Annotated in this window: 18 protein-coding genes; 7 read left to right on the top strand and 11 right to left on the bottom strand. The window is 69.6% G+C overall.

Annotated features, from left to right (window positions below):
* Positions 1-154: 154 nt before the first annotated feature.
* From MWU52_RS10710 to MWU52_RS10690, 5 genes are all read right to left on the bottom strand, one after another.
* Positions 155-997 (bottom strand): extensin family protein, encoded by an 843-nt coding sequence (locus MWU52_RS10710; protein ID WP_246951855.1) that lies wholly within the window; start codon positions 995-997, stop codon positions 155-157.
* Positions 994-1917: a prephenate/arogenate dehydrogenase family protein gene (locus tag MWU52_RS10705; RefSeq protein WP_246951853.1), complete on the bottom strand. Its 924-nt coding sequence runs from the start codon at positions 1915-1917 to the stop codon at positions 994-996. Before MWU52_RS10705 ends, MWU52_RS10710 begins: the two co-directional genes overlap by 4 nt.
* Positions 1914-2996 carry a histidinol-phosphate transaminase gene (gene hisC / locus MWU52_RS10700; RefSeq protein ID WP_246951851.1) on the bottom strand — a complete coding sequence of 361 codons (1083 nt, stop codon included), beginning with the start codon at positions 2994-2996 and terminating at the stop codon, positions 1914-1916. Before hisC ends, MWU52_RS10705 begins: the two co-directional genes overlap by 4 nt.
* Before the next feature lie 71 nt (positions 2997-3067).
* Positions 3068-5257 (bottom strand): primosomal protein N', encoded by a 2190-nt coding sequence (locus MWU52_RS10695; RefSeq protein ID WP_246951850.1) that lies wholly within the window; start codon positions 5255-5257, stop codon positions 3068-3070.
* 50 nt (positions 5258-5307) lie between these two features.
* Entirely contained in the window at positions 5308-5937 is a 630-nt protein-coding gene (locus MWU52_RS10690; protein ID WP_246951848.1) for a LysE family transporter, read from the bottom strand.
* 65 nt (positions 5938-6002) lie between these two features.
* Here MWU52_RS10690 and fsa point away from each other — a divergent pair, with 65 nt between their 5' ends.
* Entirely contained in the window at positions 6003-6656 is a 654-nt protein-coding gene (fsa, locus tag MWU52_RS10685) for a fructose-6-phosphate aldolase (protein ID WP_246951846.1), read from the top strand.
* A gap of 18 nt (positions 6657-6674) precedes the next feature.
* On the opposite strand, the gene MWU52_RS10680 is transcribed toward fsa, so the two are convergent.
* On the bottom strand, positions 6675-7280 hold the full coding sequence (locus MWU52_RS10680; protein ID WP_246951844.1) for a hypothetical protein: 606 nt from the start codon (positions 7278-7280) through the stop codon (positions 6675-6677).
* Positions 7281-7464: 184 nt separating this feature from the next.
* Between MWU52_RS10680 and MWU52_RS10675 the strand changes: the two genes are divergently transcribed.
* Entirely contained in the window at positions 7465-8169 is a 705-nt protein-coding gene (locus MWU52_RS10675; protein WP_246951842.1) for a DUF484 family protein, read from the top strand.
* Positions 8166-9092 carry a tyrosine recombinase XerC gene (locus MWU52_RS10670; RefSeq protein WP_246951840.1) on the top strand — a complete coding sequence of 309 codons (927 nt, stop codon included), beginning with the start codon at positions 8166-8168 and terminating at the stop codon, positions 9090-9092. The genes MWU52_RS10675 and MWU52_RS10670 overlap by 4 nt, the downstream gene beginning before the upstream one ends.
* 5 nt (positions 9093-9097) lie before the next feature.
* On the opposite strand, the gene MWU52_RS10665 is transcribed toward MWU52_RS10670, so the two are convergent.
* Both MWU52_RS10665 and MWU52_RS10660 read right to left on the bottom strand, forming a co-directional pair.
* Complete coding sequence (locus MWU52_RS10665) at positions 9098-9439, bottom strand: RidA family protein (RefSeq protein WP_246951838.1); 342 nt, start codon at positions 9437-9439, stop codon at positions 9098-9100.
* Between the two features lie 3 nt (positions 9440-9442).
* A complete protein-coding gene (locus MWU52_RS10660; RefSeq protein ID WP_246951836.1) occupies positions 9443-10180 on the bottom strand; it encodes an SDR family oxidoreductase in 738 nt (245 codons plus the stop codon).
* A gap of 62 nt (positions 10181-10242) precedes the next feature.
* Here MWU52_RS10660 and MWU52_RS10655 point away from each other — a divergent pair, with 62 nt between their 5' ends.
* The gene (locus tag MWU52_RS10655) at positions 10243-10617 is read left to right on the top strand and encodes a rhodanese-like domain-containing protein (RefSeq protein WP_246951834.1); all 375 of its coding nucleotides are present in this window, start codon (positions 10243-10245) and stop codon (positions 10615-10617) included.
* Between the two features lie 3 nt (positions 10618-10620).
* Here the strand turns inward: MWU52_RS10655 and MWU52_RS10650 are convergent, their stop codons facing one another.
* The 3 genes from MWU52_RS10650 to gloB form a co-directional block, all read right to left on the bottom strand.
* Entirely contained in the window at positions 10621-11592 is a 972-nt protein-coding gene (locus MWU52_RS10650; protein WP_246951832.1) for a M23 family metallopeptidase, read from the bottom strand.
* A gap of 125 nt (positions 11593-11717) precedes the next feature.
* The gene (gene clpA, locus MWU52_RS10645; protein WP_246951830.1) at positions 11718-14051 is read right to left on the bottom strand and encodes an ATP-dependent Clp protease ATP-binding subunit ClpA; all 2334 of its coding nucleotides are present in this window, start codon (positions 14049-14051) and stop codon (positions 11718-11720) included.
* Between the two features lie 148 nt (positions 14052-14199).
* Entirely contained in the window at positions 14200-14961 is a 762-nt protein-coding gene (gene gloB / locus MWU52_RS10640; protein WP_246951829.1) for a hydroxyacylglutathione hydrolase, read from the bottom strand.
* 57 nt (positions 14962-15018) lie between these two features.
* Here gloB and MWU52_RS10635 point away from each other — a divergent pair, with 57 nt between their 5' ends.
* The 3 genes from MWU52_RS10635 to MWU52_RS18010 all read left to right on the top strand — a co-directional run bounded on the left by MWU52_RS10635 (position 15019) and on the right by MWU52_RS18010 (position 16532).
* The gene (locus MWU52_RS10635) at positions 15019-15771 is read left to right on the top strand and encodes a class I SAM-dependent methyltransferase (protein ID WP_246951826.1); all 753 of its coding nucleotides are present in this window, start codon (positions 15019-15021) and stop codon (positions 15769-15771) included.
* Positions 15772-15871: 100 nt separating this feature from the next.
* Positions 15872-16336, top strand: a complete 465-nt coding sequence (locus tag MWU52_RS10630) for a GNAT family N-acetyltransferase (protein ID WP_246951825.1) — start codon at positions 15872-15874, stop codon at positions 16334-16336.
* Positions 16337-16406: 70 nt separating this feature from the next.
* Positions 16407-16532, top strand: coding sequence for a hypothetical protein (locus tag MWU52_RS18010; protein ID WP_281493946.1), 126 nt, complete (start codon positions 16407-16409; stop codon positions 16530-16532).
* Positions 16533-16855 lie beyond the last annotated feature (323 nt).

Raw genomic sequence — 16855 nt, 5'->3', positions numbered from 1 at the left:
CGCCGGCGGGGGCGGGGTTACCGTTCCGTCGCAGGTGGCGGGAAATGCGCGGAAATCCCGTCGATACGGTGCCATGGGTCGGTGCGCGTCCGCCGATGGCGGTGTTCCGGTGCGGCCTGGGGTTCGCCGGCCGGTTCGGCGGCGGGGACCAGCCCTATCGGCAATAGGCGCCGCTGCGATAGCGCGCCGTGTCGAAATGGAAGTGGTCGCGGTGATGCGGGTCGCTGTCGGGGCCCAGGACCGTCCCGAAGGGGCCGCAGGCCGCCTTCCACAGCGTCCGCAGGATCTGCCCCGCGCCGCCGCGGTTCCAGTCCCGCAGGACGCTGATCTGTCCGCCATTGGCCAACCGAATGCCCGAGATGTCGATGGCGTGGCCGCGGGCGTGCTCGCTCAGCCGGGCACCCGCGCGGGAGTTGCGGGTCCGGCAGGCATAGCCGGCCGCCACGTCCAAGGCGACCGCCCCGCCGCCGGTTCGGCCGACCGCCGGCAGCACGCCTGCGCGCACCCAATCGTCGAGCGCCTGCGCCGTCGTGCAGTCCATACGCGCCGGGCGACTGAGGGCCAGGCCCGCGACATGGGTGACCCGCACCGCATCGGGGATGCCACAGGCGCCGGGTCCGGTGACGGGGGCGATCGGTGCGCCCTGGAGCGATGGGCGGCCGCAGAGGCCACCGCCCTGCGGCGTGCGGGGCGACCGGCTGGCCGCCAGGATCAACTCCGCCGGGCGGGTCGCGGGTCGCCAGGAGAGGCGCACCTTTCCGCCGATGTCGATCCGCGGCGTCGCGACGCGCCGCAGGGCCGCCATGGCCCGGGCCGCCCGCGTCTCGGGCGCGAGGCGCCCGACGGGGCGCACCGATGCGTCGACGGCGGCGATTGCCGGCACCTCGGTCGAACCGCGGCTGGACATCACCTCGATCAGCGGGGCGGGGCGCGGCACCGGGCGGGGTTCGGCACCGGCCGGTGCGGCCAGCACCGCCAGCAGGATCATCCACCTCATGCCACGCCCTCCCGGTCCGACTTGCTGCGGCCGAAATCGGGGGCGTCGGTGTCCTGCCCGGCCTCGATGATGCCCCGGCGGATGGCGCGGGTGCGCGTGAAGTAGTCGTGCAGCATCTCGCCGTCGCCGGTGCGGATGGCGCGTTGCAGCGCGAACAGCTCCTCGGTGAAGCGGCCCAGGATCTCCAGCGTGGCGTCGCGGTTGTTCAGGAACACGTCGCGCCACATGACCGGGTCGCTGGCGGCGATACGCGTGAAATCGCGGAAACCGGCGGCGGAGTACTTGATGACCTCGCTGTCGGTCACCCGGCGCAGGTCGTCGGCCACGCCCACCATCGTGTAGGCGATCAGGTGCGGCGCGTGGCTGGTGACGGCCAGCACGAGGTCGTGGTGATCGGCGTCCATCACCTCCACGTTCGAGCCGAGCGCGCGCCAGAGCCGGGTCAACCGCGCGACCGCCGGATCGGCAGGCCGCTCGGGCGTGAGCAGGCACCACCGGTTCTCGAACAGCTCGGCGAAGCCGGACCGGGGCCCGGAGTGTTCCGTTCCCGCAACGGGATGGGCCGGAACGAAATCGACGCCGTCGGGCAGATGCGGCGCGACGGCCGCGACGACCTCCCGCTTGACCGACCCGACATCGGTCACCGTGGCACCGGGCGCGAGATGCGGGCCGATGCGGCGCGCGACATCGGCCATCGCGCCGACCGGCACGCAGAGGACGACCAGGTCGGCATCGGCGACCGCCGCCTCGGGCGTGTCGACGACTCGGTCGCACAGGCCCAGCTCGACGGCGACGGATCGCGTCTCGGCCGACCGGGCGGTGCCCACGATCTCCTGGGCCAGATCGTCACGCCGCATACGCAGCCCCATCGAGCCGGCGATCAGACCAAGTCCGATCAGGGCGACGCGCCGATAGATCATCGGGCCCGCCACGCGGCGACGGTCTCCAGCAGCCGGTCGACCCCGGCGGCATCGCCCACGGTGATCCGCAGGCAATCCGGGAAGCCGTAGCCCGACGGATGACGGACGATCACGCCGCGCGTCCGCAGGAAGGCATCGCAGTCGGCGGCCTCGTTTTGGTCTGCGAAACGGGCCAGGACGAAGTTCGCTTCCGACGGATCGCTCGGGATGCCCAGTTCCGCCAGGCCGGCGCGCAGCCGGGCGCGCTGCGCGGCATTGTCGGCGCGGCAGCGGTCCGCGAAGGCGCGGTCGCGGATGGCGGCCTCGGCGGCGGCGAGCGCCACGTTCGACAGGTTGAACGGCCCCCGGATCCGATTGAGCACGCCCGCCACGTCGCGCGGCACATAGCCCCAGCCGACCCGCATGCCGCCCAGACCGTACATCTTGGAGAAGGTGCGCGTGACGATCACGTTCTCGCGCCCCTGGGCCAATCCGAGGCCCCCGTCGAAATCGGCGACGTAGTCCGCATAGGCCCCGTCGAGGACCAGCAGGCAGCCATCGGGTAGACCATCGGCCAGCCGCACCATGTCCTGCCCGCCGATCATGGTGCCGGTCGGGTTCGCCGGGTTGGCGATGAAGACCAGCCGCGTCGCCTCCGTCATGCCGTCCAGCAGCGTGTCGACCGCGACGCGGCGGTCGCGCTCGGGCACCTTGACGGGCGTGGCCCCTGCGGCGCGGGCACTGATCGCGTACATGGCGAAGCCGTGTTCGGTGTGCAGCACCTCGTCGCCCGGCCCGGCATAGGCCTGGCACAGCAGGTGGATGATCTCGTCCGATCCGACACCGCAGACGATGCGGTCGGGGTCGAGGTCGTGCACCGCGGCGATGGCGGCGCGCAGCGCGGCATGGTCGGTCGGCGGATAGAGATGCATCCGCTCGGCGGCGGCACGTGCGGCGTCCTGCGCGCTTTGCGGGGGTCCGTGCGGATTTTCGTTCGAGGACAGCTTGACGATGTCGTCGACGCCCTCCACCTTCGACGCGCCACCCTGGTAGAGGTCGATCTCAAGGATCCCCGGTTGCGGGGCGGGCGCTCTGGTCATCCTCGGGCACTCCGGGCTGGGTCGCGCCGTTCTATGCATCCCGCGTCCGGCCCGCAATGGTGCCCGGGCGGTCAAAGGAAGCTCTGCGGGTCGATGTCCACGCTCAGCCGGGTGCTGCGCGGAACGGTCACGCCCGCGACCCATTCCGACAGCGCCGACTGGATCGGCGCCTGCCGCGGCGCCTTGACCAGCAGCCGCACGCGATGGCGCCCACGAATGCGCGCGATCGGCGCGGGGGCGGGGCCGTAGACCTCGGCTCCGATGCCGGTCAGGGGGGCGGCGTTCCGCGCCAGAGCCTGGCCCAGTTCGAAGGCCGTCGCCGCCTCCGGGTCGGAGATCACGATCCCGGCCATGCGGCCGTAGGGGGGCACACCCGCCGCGCGGCGCTGCGCCGCCTCCTCGCGCAGGAACGCCTCCTCGTCCCCCGACAGGATGGCGCGGATGACGGGGTGTTCCGGCTGGAAAGTCTGCAGCAGCGCCTCGCCCGGCCGCTCGGCACGGCCCGCACGCCCCGAGACCTGGCGCATCAGCTGAAACGTCCGTTCGGCGGCCCGGAGGTCCGACCCCTGCAGACCCAGGTCGGCGTCGATCACGCCCACCAGGGTCAGGTTCGGAAAGTTGTGGCCCTTCGCCACGAGCTGGGTGCCCACGACGATGTCCGCGCCGCCCTGGGCGATCTCCTCGACCCGCGCCTTGAGGCTGCGCGCCGAACCGAAGAGATCCGACGACAGGATCGCCACGCGCGCTTCGGGGAACAGGGCTGTGACCTCCTCGGCCATGCGTTCGACGCCGGGGCCGACGGCGGCCAGCTTGCCCTCGACGCCGCAGGACGGACAGGCGGGCGGGATCGGCGCGGTCTCGCCGCACTGGTGGCACATCAGACGTTTCTGGAACCGGTGTTCGACCATGCGCGCGTCGCATTGGTGGCAGGCGACCTGCTGGCCGCAGGCCCGGCAGAGCGTGACGGGCGCGTAGCCCCGGCGGTTGAGGAAGACGAGCGACTGTTCGCCCGCGATCAGGCGCGCTTCGATCGCGGCCTTCAGGCGCGGCGAGATCCAGCGGCCCGCCGGCACCTGTTCGTCGCGCATGTCGATCGTGGCAAGCTTCGGCAGCACCGCATCGCCGAAACGCGACGTCAGGTCCAGCCGGCGATACTTGCCGGCTTCGGCGTTGACCCAGCTTTCCAGCGAGGGCGTGGCCGAGGCGAGGACGACCTGCGCACCCTCGCAGCTCGCCCGCAGCACCGCCATGTCGCGCGCCGAATACAGCACGCCGTCCTCCTGCTTGTAGGAGGTGTCATGTTCCTCGTCGACGACGACCAGGCCCAGGTCGCGGAACGGCAGGAACAGCGACGACCGCGCGCCCACGACCAACCCGGCCTGACCTTCGGCGGTCTTCTTCCAGGCGCGGCGACGTTCGGCCTGGGTCACGCCGGAATGCCATTCGGCGGGGCGCGCGCCGAGGCGGGCCTCCACCCGGGTCAGGAACTCCGCCGTCAGCGCGATCTCCGGCAACAGCACCAGGGCTTGCCTGCCGCGGGCCAGGCATTCGGCAACGGCCTCCAGATAGACCTCGGTCTTGCCCGACCCCGTGACGCCCCGCAGAAGCGTCGTGCCGTAGCCGCCGCCGGCCACCGCATCGCGCAGCACCTGGGCGGCATCCGCCTGGTCGGGTGCCAGCGGCTTGCCCGGGCGTGCGGGATCGAGCGGGGGGAAATCGGCATCGCGGGGCGTCATCACTTCGCGCACCGCGCCCGAGGGGAGGAGGCCCTTGACCACACCGGTCGACACCCCGGCCAGATCGGCCAGTTCCGACAGTGCGAACACGTCCTCCGGTCGCTCCTCCAGGATGGCCAGGACCTTTTCGCGCGCGGGTGTCGCCCGCCCGGGATCGCCGGTGCCGAGGGCATAGAGCCGTCGCTTTCCCGCGGCCCCGCCCAGCCCGGGCGACCGCAACCCCAGGCGCAACATGGCCGGAAGCGGCGTCAGCGTGTAGGCGGCCGCCCGCTCCAGGAAGTCGCGGAAGGCGTCGGCCATCGGCGGCACGTCGAGCACGCGCGCGACGCGGCGCAGCTTCTCGACCGGCCAGTCGCCCGCCGCCTCGCCCCAGACCACGCCGAGGACGAGACGCGGACCCAGCGGCACCTCGACGAATGCGCCGTCGGTCACGCCTCCCTCGGGCGCGCGGTAGTCGAGGGCGCGATCCAGCGGCTGCGTCGTCAGGACGGCCACGGGGGCGCCGGGAGGGTGCTGGCGGGACATGCGCCCCATATCGCCCCGGACAGGCGACGATACCAGAGGGCGGCGTCGCGTCAGGCGGTGCGGCGCGTCAACGCGGTCGCGGCGCCCATGACAATGAGCGCGCCACCGCCCGCGCGGGTCAGGCCGCGCAGGACCGAGGGGCGCCGCAGCCCCGCGCGCATCCGGTCGGCGAGAAGGACATAGGCAAGGGCGTTCAGCGTCGCGAGGGTGACGAAGGTGACGATCAGGATGGCGAATTGGGGGAGGAGCGGCTGATCGGGGCGCAGGAACTGCGGCACGAAGGCGATGAAGAAGACGATGCTCTTGGGATTCAGCGCGGTGACGAGGGCGGCGTGGCCGAAGACCTCCCTCGCTGCGACGGCACGATCGGCGTCCGTTTCGCCCAGCTTGGCGGACCCGGCGGCGCGCCAGAGCTTGATCCCCATCCAGACCAGATAGGCCGCGCCGAACCATTTCAGCACGGTGAACAGGGTGGCCGAGGCAAGCACGAGCGCGCCCAGACCGGCCAGCGATGCCGTCATCGCCACCGCGTCGCCGAGCGCGACCCCGCCCGCCGAGGCCACCGCGACGCGGCGCCCCTGGCCCAACGCGTAGCTCATCACGAGAAGGATCGTCGGGCCGGGCACCATGAGGAGCGCGGTCGACGCGACGACGAAGGCAAGCCAGAGCGTGACATCCACGGGGATGGTCCTTCCGCAGGGTTGAGCGTATCACCGCAGGAAAGCAAACCAGCCCCGAGGACGCCATGAAATTCTTCGTAGACACCGCCGACATCGACGCCATCCGCGAATTGAACGACCTCGGCATGGTCGATGGTGTGACCACGAACCCGTCGCTGATCCTGAAATCGGGGCGCGACATCCTGGAGGCCACCAAGGAGATCTGCGACCTGGTCGAGGGCCCCGTCTCGGCCGAGGTTGTCGCCGTCGATTTCGACCAGATGCTGAAGGAGGGCGAGCACCTCGCCACGATCGCACCCAATGTCTGCGTCAAGGTTCCGCTGACCTGGGCGGGGCTGCGGGTCTGCAAGATTCTGACCGACAACGGCACGAAGGTGAACGTGACGCTGTGCTTCTCGGCCAATCAGGCGCTTCTGGCCGCCAAGGCCGGTGCCACCTATATCAGCCCGTTCATCGGTCGGCTGGACGACATGAACATCGACGGGATGGACCTGATCCAGGACATCCGCACGATCTACGACAATTACGGGTTCGAGACGCAGATCCTCGCCGCCTCCATCCGCAGCGCGAACCACATGAAGGACGCCGCCCTGATGGGCGCCGACGTGGCGACGGCGCCGCCCGCCGTCATTTCCAAGATGATCGACCATCCGCTGACGAAGAACGGGCTGGACCAGTTCGTGAAGGACGCCAAGGAGGCGGGCATCAAGATCGTCTGATGTTGGCAGTCCGGACAGTCACGATTGGAGCGGCCCGCAGGACCGTTCCAGCTCGTCCTCCAGACGGCTCAACTGCTCCGACAGAAGGTCCGCCTCGTTCATCAGGGCGTCGCAAGGGTCCGCCATCGGGCCGGGCGCGGGCGTCGGGCCGCCCGAGGTATCGCCGTCCTGTGGCAGGATGCCCCCCGGCGCGGGTCCGCCGCCCTCATCGTCCGAGATCGGGCCAGAAATGCAGTCGATATAATCGTCGATCGCCCGCCCAAAATCACCGAGGGTTGCAAAGAAATCTTGGCGCAGCCGACGGCAATAGGCGGTGTCCGCCGCTGTCGGATCGTCCCACGAGCCCCAGAGTCCGAACGCCTCGACCGCCGCATCGTCCCCCGCGACGTCATCGGCTGCCCCGATCCAGCGATGCAGCCGCAAGGCCTGGAACGGGCTGGCCCCGCGCCGTATGCGCGGGATCGTGCCGTCCCGCTTGGCCCTTGCCAGTGCGCGCAGCCGGGCATGCCGCATGCTCGCGCCGGTCGGCGACCGGTGCCGCGCCTTGTCCGGATCGCCATCGCCATCGCATTCGCGCGCGATGCGGGCCAGCGCGGCGGAGTCGTCGTTCCCTCTCGCGGTCATGTCCGGCCTCCCGGCCTTGAACCTAGGCGCCGCCCCTCGATCCTGGCAAGCGCGATGGACGGCGGGCTGGTGCAGGGCTGCATCCTTCGGCGTCCAAGTTCCCAATTCGCGTGGAAAACCGCGTGGCCGGATCGCGCGCACATGCTATCCCCCCCGAAACGGCAGCAGACCGGAGCAGAGGCAGATGGCAGAGACGACCGCGCGGGCGCAGGGCGCCGATTGGCGTGACCGCATCCTGAGCGACCCCGACATGATCCTGGAAGACCGCGACCTGATGCGCGCGCTTATCGTCGCCAACGAGCGGCAGATGGGCAAGAATATCGTCGACCTGCGCGGGATCGCGATGGAACGGCTGGAGGCGCGCCTCGATCGGCTGGAGGATACGCATCGCAGCGTCATCGCCGCCGCCTACGAGAACCTGGCCGGCACGAACCAGATCCATCGCTGCGTCCTGAAGCTGCTGGAAGCGGGGGATTTGCCGGAACTTCTGGAACTCCTGCCCGGTCAGCTTGCCGACATCGTGCGCGTCGACCGCGTCCGACTGGTCCTGGAGTCCATGGGGCCGGAGGACGCGCCCCACGACACGATCGCACCGGTCGCGTCCGGATTCGTCCGCGATTACGTCACCCTTGGCCGCGACGTGCCGCTTCGCCAGGTCACGCTGCGCCAATGCGCCCCCGCTTCGGCCGAGATCTTCGGCGATGATGCGACCTGGATCCGGTCGGAGGCGCTGCTGCTGTTGGATCTCGGTGCCGGTCGAATGCCGGGGCTACTGGCTTTCGGGGCCGAAGATCCGCACCAGTTTCGCGCCAACCAGGGGACCGAGCTGCTGACCTTCCTCACCTCCGCCTTCGAACGCGTCCTGCGGCGGCATCTGGCCGCGGCATGACACTGGAGATCAGCCCCGGCGCGCGCGACGCCCTGACCGCATGGCTGGACAGGCTGCGCGGTGTGGAGGGGGCGGCCGCGAACACCGTGAGCGCCTATGGGCGCGACGTCGCGGCGATCCTGGCGTTCATGGCCGCGCATCGCGGCGGGCCGATGGGCCTGGCCGAGATCGGCCGCATCACGACATCCGACCTGCGCGCCTGGATGGCGGGGGAGCGGCGCCGCGGCAACGGGCCGCGATCGGTCGCCCGGCGCCTTTCGGCACTGAAGTCGTTCATCCGCTGGCTTTCCGAACGCGAAGGTTTCGACCCGACCGCCGTGCTGTCGGCGCGGGCGCCGCGGTTTCGGAAACCTCTGCCACGTCCGTTGCCCCGGGCGGCAGCGCAGGACCTCATCGCCACGGTCGGGGCACTACATCCGACGTCGTGGATCGCCGCGCGGGACCTGGCGGTGGTCACGCTCCTCTATGGTTGCGGCCTGCGGATATCGGAGGGGCTCTCGCTCACCGGCCGGGATGCACCGCTCTGCGATACGCTGCGCATTCGCGGCAAGGGCGGGAAGGTCCGCCTCGTCCCCGTCCTGCCCGTCGCGCGCGAGGCGGTGGACCGATATCTGTCCCTCTGCCCCCACGCGGTCGAACCGGATGCCCCCTTGTTTCGCGGGGCGCGCGGCGGAGCCCTGAACCCGCGGCTGATCGCCGGGGTCATGGCGCGGGCGCGGATGCAACTGGGCCTGCCCGCCACCGCGACGCCGCATGCCATGCGGCACAGCTTCGCCACGCACCTGCTGGAAGCGGGCGGCGATCTGCGTGCGATCCAGGAACTGCTGGGTCACGCGTCCCTGTCGACGACGCAGGCCTACACGGCAGTCGATACCGTCCACCTGATGGAGACCTACGCCCGCGCGCATCCGCACGGGCGCTGACCGGTTCAGGCCCGGGCGGCGATCACCGTGATCTCGACGCGGTAGCGCGGCGCGGCCAGGCGCGACTCGCCGCAGGCCCGCGCGGGCGCATGGCCCAGCGGGATCCACTTGTCCCAGACCGCATTCATCGCGTCGAAATCACCCATGTCGGCCAGCCAGATCACCGCCTGCAGGATATGCTCGCGGTCGCTTCCGGCCTCGGCCAGCAGGCCGTCGATCGTGGCCAGGCAATCGTGGGTCTGGTCGGCGACCGTCTCGCCCTCGCCGACCTGCCCGGCCAGGTAGATCGTGTCGCCGTTGATGACGATCTGGCTCATCCGGTCGCGGGTATGCTTGCGTTCGATCATGGATCACACCGTATAGTTGAGGCCGAGGCGTCCGCCATCGACATAGATGGTCTCGCCCGTGACGTAGCTGGCCTTGGGCGAGGCGAGGAAGGCCACGACGTCGCCGATCTCGCGTGCGGTGCCGGGGCGCTTGAGCGGCGTGCGCGACATCGCGCGGTCGAAGGCGGCGGGGTCGGCGTTCACGGCGGCCATCATCTCGGTGTCGATGCTGCCGGGTCCGACGGCGTTGACGCGGATATTGTGGGGGGCGAGCGCCAGTGCCGCGACCTTGGTCAGCTGCATCACGCCGCCCTTCGAGGCGCAGTATCCGGCGATGGCCGGGATCGCGACCTGCGCGTTGATGGACGACATGTTGACGATCGCGCCTTCGATCCCGTGGTCGACCATGGTGCGCGCGGCGCGCTGCGTGGCGAGGAACACGCCCGTGAGGTTCAGGTCGATGACCCGCTGGAAATCCTCGAGTGGCATGGTCAGAAAATCGCCCGCCACCGCGATGCCGGCGTTGTTCACGAGGACCGAGACCGGCCCGACCTCCGCCTCGACCTTGTCGAACAGGGACGCGATTTGGCCGGGGTCGCCCATGTCGCAGACATAGGCGTGGCCACCCAGCTTGGTCGCGGCGTCGTGGACGCTGTCCTTGATGTCGACCAGCACGACCTTGCAACCATCCTCGGCCAGGGCTTCGGCGCAGGCATGGCCGATCCCCTGAGCCGCCCCGGTGACGAGCGCGATGCGTTCCATGTGTTCCCTCCTCTTTGGCGGCAGGCTTGCCTGCGGGTCGCGGGCGCGTCAACTTGGGCGCCATGAAAACTGCCGAACAGCTCGTCGCCGACGCCCGTGCCCGGATCGAGGAATGGGACGTCGCCCGCCTGCGCGCGACGCCCGAGGCCGTGGTGGTCGATATCCGCGACGTGCGCGAACGGGCCAAGGGGTTCATCCCCGGCTCGGTCCATGCGCCGCGCGGGATGCTGGAATTCTGGTGGGACCCGGCCAGCCCCTATCACCGCGAGGTGTTCGCCGGTCCGGGTCCGTTCGTCCTGCATTGCGCGATGGGGTGGCGGTCGGCCCTGGCGGCGGCGACGCTGACCGACATGGGCTTCGAGGTCGCGCATCTGGATGGCGGTTTCGAGGCGTGGCGCGAGGCGGGCGGTGACGTCGAGATGCCGGAGCCGCGCTAGCCGTCAGCGCAGGACGACCTGCGTATCCAGCCGGTCGATCTCCTGCCCGTCGCGCATCAGGATGACCCGGCCGGCATAGGCTCCCGGATCCCATCGCTCGGCCCGAAGGCGTCGGCCGGCGGCGCGAAACAGCTCGGCCTGCGTGCGCTCCAGCGCGATCTCCTGTTCGAACACCTCGTTTCCGTCCGGGCCCGTGATCGTCAACCCGATCACGTCGCCCGCCCGCCCCCCGAAGACCGAACCCCAGAGCACGAGGGCAGGGGCATCGGCCGGCAGATCCGCCGCATCGGCCGTGCCCGCCTTCACCTGCTCGTATTCGGGAATGCCGTCCGCGAAGCCCGCCGACAGCAGGCCCCCCGGTTCGTAGGCCGGCGCCTCCAGCCACAATCCTTCGACGAACGGGTCCACCACCTCGCCGTCGCGGCGCACCGCGATGTGGACATGCGGGAACTGCGAGGCGCCGGACAGACCGATCCGGCCGATCGGCTGGCCGGCCTCGACCGCGTCGCCGGTGTCGACCAGCACCGAGCCCTGCGCCAAATGGCAAAGCTGCGTCTCCCAACCGTCGTCATGGGAGATGGCGACACCGTTGCCGCATTCCCGGTCGGCAACATCGGCCCGGTCGGTCATGATGCGGTCCGGCATGCCGTCGCGCGTGCCGCGTACGGTGCCCCGGGCCGGCGCGAGGACGGGAACGCCGAGCGCCATCGCCTCCAGGTCGGAGACGCGGAAATCCGTTCCCTTGTGGCCGTCATAGCTAAGCGGACCGCCCGTGAAATCGGCGTGCCCGGGCCCCGGATCGGCGTCGACATATTGCTGGATGAAACAGGTCTCGCCCAAGGTGCAATCCAGCGGCAGCCGCAGGCGCAGGTCCTGCGCATGACCGGGGGCGGCCAGCAATAGTGCGGGGATTGCGCATATCGGACCGAGGCGGATCGATCCGGGGACGCGCGCGGGATCGGACGATCGAACCATGCTAAGTCTCCTTCGCTGCCGGCAGTCTGCGTGGTCGCGCTCGCAGGTCAAGGGGCAACGATGCGCGCAAACGAAAGGCCCCCGCCTTTCGGTCGGGGGCCTTCCCGTCGCGTCGTCGGGCCGCGTCAGTCCGCGGTCAGAAGCGGCGGGCGGCGGTTCGAGATCTTGGGCGCACCCGGTTCCTCGATCCGCAGGTCGAGCGCCCCGTTCTTGACGTCGACCTTCACGACACCGCCCTTGGCCAGCTTCCCGAACAGCAGCTCCTCGGCCAGCGGCTTCTTGACGTGCTCCTGGATGACGCGGGCAAGGGGGCGGGCGCCCATCTTGTCGTCATAGCCCTTGTCGGCGATCCATTCGGCCGCCGCGCGGGTCAACTCGATAGACACGCCGCGATCCATCAGCTGCGCTTCCAGCTGCAGGACGAACTTCTCGACCACCTGCAGGATCGTTTCCTTCGGCAGCGGGCCGAAGCTGATGACGGCGTCGAGGCGGTTGCGGAACTCGGGCGTGAACGTCCGCTCGATGGCAGCCGTATCCTCGCCCTCGCGCCGGTCGCGCCCGAAGCCGATCGCCGCCTTGGACATCTCGGACGCCCCGGCATTCGACGTCATGATCAGTACGACGTTGCGGAAATCCACCGCCCGGCCGTTGTGGTCGGTCAGCTTGCCGTGGTCCATAACCTGCAGCAGGATGTTGAACACGTCCGGATGGGCCTTCTCGATCTCGTCGAGGAGGAGCACGCAATGCGGATGCTGGTCGACGCCGTCGGTCAGCAGGCCGCCCTGGTCGAAGCCGACATAGCCCGGAGGCGCGCCGATGAGGCGGCTGACAGCGTGCTTTTCCATGTATTCCGACATGTCGAAGCGCAGCATCTCGACACCCAGCGTATCGGCCAGTTGCCGGGCCACCTCGGTCTTGCCAACGCCGGTGGGGCCGGCGAACAGGTAGTTGCCGATCGGCTTCTCGGGCTCGCGCAGGCCGGCGCGGGCAAGCTTGATGGCGGAGCTCAGCGCCTCGATCGCCGGGTCTTGGCCGAACACGACGCGCTTGAGCGATCCTTCGAGATCGCGCAGCACCTCGGCATCGTCCTTCGAGACGTTCTTGGGCGGGATCCGGGCGATCTTGGCCACGACCGACTCGATCTCCTTGGTGCCGATGGTCTTGCGCCGCTTGCTGTCGGGCACCAGCGCCTGCGCGGCCCCGGCCTCGTCGATGACGTCGATGGCCTTGTCCGGCAGCTTGCGGTCGTTGATGTAGCGCGCAGAAAGCTCAACCGCGCTCTTGATCGCGTCGGCGGTGTACTTGATGCCGTGATGGTCCTCGAAATACGGCTTCACGCCCTTCAGGATCTTGACGGTGTCGTCGACCGAAGGCTCGTTCACGTCGATCTTCTGGAACCGGCGCGACAGGGCGCGGTCCTTCTCGAAGTGCTGGCGGAACTCCTTGTAGGTGGTCGATCCCATCGTCCGGAGCTTGCCGCCGGCGAGGGCGGGCTTGAGCAGGTTCGAGGCGTCCATCGCCCCGCCGGACGTGGCCCCGGCGCCGATCACCGTATGGATCTCGTCGATGAACAGGACCGCGTCGGGATGCTCCTCCAGCTCGGAGACGACCGCCTTCAGACGCTCCTCGAAATCGCCACGGTAGCGGGTGCCGGCCAGCAGCGCGCCCATGTCGAGCGAGAAGATCGTGGCCCCCGACAGCACTTCGGGCACTTCGCCCTGGACGATCTTGCGGGCCAGACCCTCGGCAATGGCGGTCTTGCCGACGCCGGGATCGCCCACCAGAAGCGGGTTGTTCTTGCGCCGGCGGCAGAGGACCTGGATCGCGCGCTCCACCTCATGGGCGCGGCCGATGAGCGGGTCGATATCGCCCTTCTCGGACTTCTTGTTAAGATCGACGGTGTATTTCGCCAGCGCCGACTCGCGGTTTTCGGCCGGGTTGGGGCCGTCGGAGGCGCCGGTGAAGCCGTCATTCTCCTCCTCGGATCCCTGAACCGCCCGCGGCTCGCCGAACTCTGGGTCCTTCGCCACGCCATGCGCGATGAAGTTCACCGCGTCGTAGCGGGTCATGTCCTGTTCCTGCAGGAAGTAGGCGGCGTTCGATTCGCGCTCGGCGAAGATCGCCACGAGGACGTTGGCTCCGGTCACTTCGGTCCGGCCAGAGGACTGGACGTGGATGGCGGCGCGCTGGATCACGCGCTGGAAGGCGGCGGTCGGCACCGCCTCGGACCCTTCGACATCGGTCACGAGCGTGCTGAGATCGTCCTCGATGAAATCTTCGACCGTTTGGCGCAGCTCGTCGAGGTTGACGCCGCATGCCTGCATGACGCGGGCGGCATCGGGTTCGTCGATCAGAACCAGCAGGAGGTGTTCCAGCGTGGCGAGTTCATGGCGGCGCGCGTTGGCCTGGGCCAGGGCCGCGTGGATCGCCTGTTCGAGTGTGTTCGAGAACGAGGGCATGGTGTTCTCCTGCCTGTATGTCGCCTACGGGACTGTAAGCGGCCTTTCTTTAAGTTTTGGTTGTCAGCCGCCCGGCTTCAACCCTTTTTCGCATTCGTCGCCGGACTGTGACCGGTGTCGGCGGCGGATCGTCCCCGCCAATCTGGCATCAGAATGCGTCCCTTCCGCGGCGCGCGGCGGCGAAGGTGATGGCATCCGATTGTCCGGTGGTTCCCGTCGCGGCCTTCATTCCGGGGACGTGGGCGCGCAGGAACGGGTTGGTGTTGCGCTCGGCGCCGAGGGTGGACGGAACGGAAGGCTCACCCTCCGCGCGCAGCCGCTCCACCTCGGCGATACGAGAGATAAGGGCCGGATTGTCCGGTTCAAGGGTCCGGGCATAGGCCAGGTTCGTGGCGGTGTATTCGTGCCCCGAGGCGATCAGCGTGTCTCCGGGCAGGTCGGCGAAGCGCGCCAGGCTTTCGAACATCATGTCCGGCTCGCCCTCCATCAGACGGCCGCATCCGCCCGACATCAGGCTGTCCCCGGTAAAGGCCACGCCGTCGAACAGAAAGGCGATATGACCGATCGTGTGCCCCGAGACGTCGATGACGCGACCTTCCGCCGCGCCGATGGTCACGGTGTCGCCGGGGGCGAGCGCATGATCCAGCGGCGGCAGGCGATGCGCGTCGGCCGCCGCGCCCCAGACCTGCGAACCGGTCCTGTCCTTCAGTTCGGCGACGCCGTCGACATGGTCGGGGTGGTGATGGGTCAGCAGGATGTCCGTCAATTCCCATCCGAGACGCGCCAGCGCGTCCGTGATGGGGCCAGCCTCGGGCACGTCGACGACGGCCACGCGGTCACCCGACCGAAACGCGAAGGCGTAGTTGTCCATCAGGCAGGGGATCGTCACGAGGCCGTCTCTGGGGGACATGGCATTCTCCGCGTTTGCCGCTAGCATGACACGAACCGGACGAAGGGCAACGGCCATATGCATCTCGACGTGCTGGACCTGCGGCAATTCTACTACCGCACGCGTCTCGGCCGTGCGGCGCAGAAGGCCGTGCGCGACAGGCTGATCGCGATGTGGCCCGAGGCGAAGGGCCAGACGGTTGCCGGCTTCGGCTTCGCGGTGCCGCTGCTGCGTCCGTTCCTGCACGATGCGCGCCGTGTCATCGGCCTGATGCCCGGTCCCCAGGGCGTGATGCATTGGCCGGCCGGAATGGCGAATGTCTCGACCCTGGTGGAGGAGACGCTCTGGCCGCTGGACACGGGCGTGGTGGACAAGCTGGTGCTGATGCACGGACTGGAGACCTGCGAGAACCCGGCCGCGCTCCTGGCGGAATGCGGCCGCGTGCTGGGGCCCGGCGGGCGCGCCGTGTTCGTGGTGCCGAACCGATCCGGCCTCTGGGCGCGGCGTGACAAGACGCCGTTCGGCTTCGGTCGGCCCTATTCGCTGGGGCAGCTTGAGGCGCAGGTGAAATCGGCGGGACTCATCCCCGAGCGACACGCGGCCGCGCTTTTCGCGCCGCCCAGCGAGGGGAAGTTCTGGCTGCGCTCGGGCGGCGTGATCGAGCGGATCGGTCAGCGCCTGTCGCGGTCGGGCGGCGGGGGCGTCATCCTGCTGGAAGTGTCGAAGCAGGTTCCGGCCCGGCCCCGAAGCGGGCTGGCCGAACGGGTGCGGCGCCCGCTGCGGGTTCTGGAGGGCGTTCCCGAACCGTCCGTGGCGGGACGGTCCGGTTGACCGGACCGCCGATCCCGACGTACCCTTCGGGCGATTTCGACATGCGGATGCCGCATCCCCCGCCCGGGCGGGACCCTTCCGATTGCCGAAAGTACTCAACATGACCAATGTCCATACCGCTCGCCGCGAGGATCGGAGCGCCATTCTCGACATCGCCGCCGAGTCCGGGCTCTTCGCGCCCGAGGAACTGCCCGACTTCATGGCCGCCTTCGACGACTGGTCGCCCGACGGGGCGGAGGAGGCGCGCGTCTGGCTGATCGTCCCGGGCGGTGCGGGGGCCGCCCTCCTCGCGCCCGAGCCGATGTCCGACAACGTCTGGAACATGCTGTTTGTGGGCGTGCGCGAAGACGACCGTCGCCGGGGCGTCGGCCGGGCCCTCCTGCGCGCGGTCGAGGACCGGGCACGGGACGACGGCGGGCGCCTTCTCCTGATCGACACGTCCGGAGACGAAGCGCAATCCGGTGCCCGCGTCTTCTACGGCGCCATGGGCTACGCCGAGGAGGCGGTGATCCGCGACTATTACGGGGAAGGGATCGACCGGGTGACGTTCCGCCGGCGGCTGTGACCCGCGCGGCCGGGGTCGAAACAGGCGCAGCGCGATCCCGGCCAAGCTGACACCAACGAAGAAGACCTGGATGACCATCGTCGCGGCGTTGAAGGAATGCCCCAGGCTGGACAGCACGAGGCTGGCGGCGGTCAGGTTGCACAGGAAATACGCCACGCTCTCGGTGCTCAAGATCCGCGTCGTCATGGCGGTGTAGGTCAGGATGTAGAGGCCGGCCCCGAGCAATCCGGTCATCTGCAACGGAGGCAGGTCGAAAAGGCTCGGGTCCGGCATGTCCTGCGTCTCCGCGGTCGAGGGGCGGGGCACGCCGGGACCGTACTTAGGTTACTCGTTACCCGGCCGAGACTAGCAGGGCGGACCCCGGCGGCCGATTGAGGGTTTCCTTACGTCAACCGATCGCATCGGGGCCGCGCGGACCGGGTGATCGACGGCCCGGAAAGGGCGGTGCGGCCCGATGTCCGGCCGCGCGCGCGGGCAGTTGCAGGGTCCGAACCCCTCTGCTAGAGGGAGCGCGATTTC

The sequence above is a fragment of the Jannaschia sp. S6380 genome, assembly GCF_023015695.1.
Taxonomy (GTDB): Bacteria; Pseudomonadota; Alphaproteobacteria; order Rhodobacterales; family Rhodobacteraceae; genus Jannaschia.
The sequence above is the reverse complement of the archived record's forward strand: the minus strand, read 5'-3'. Positions and strand labels throughout refer to the sequence as shown.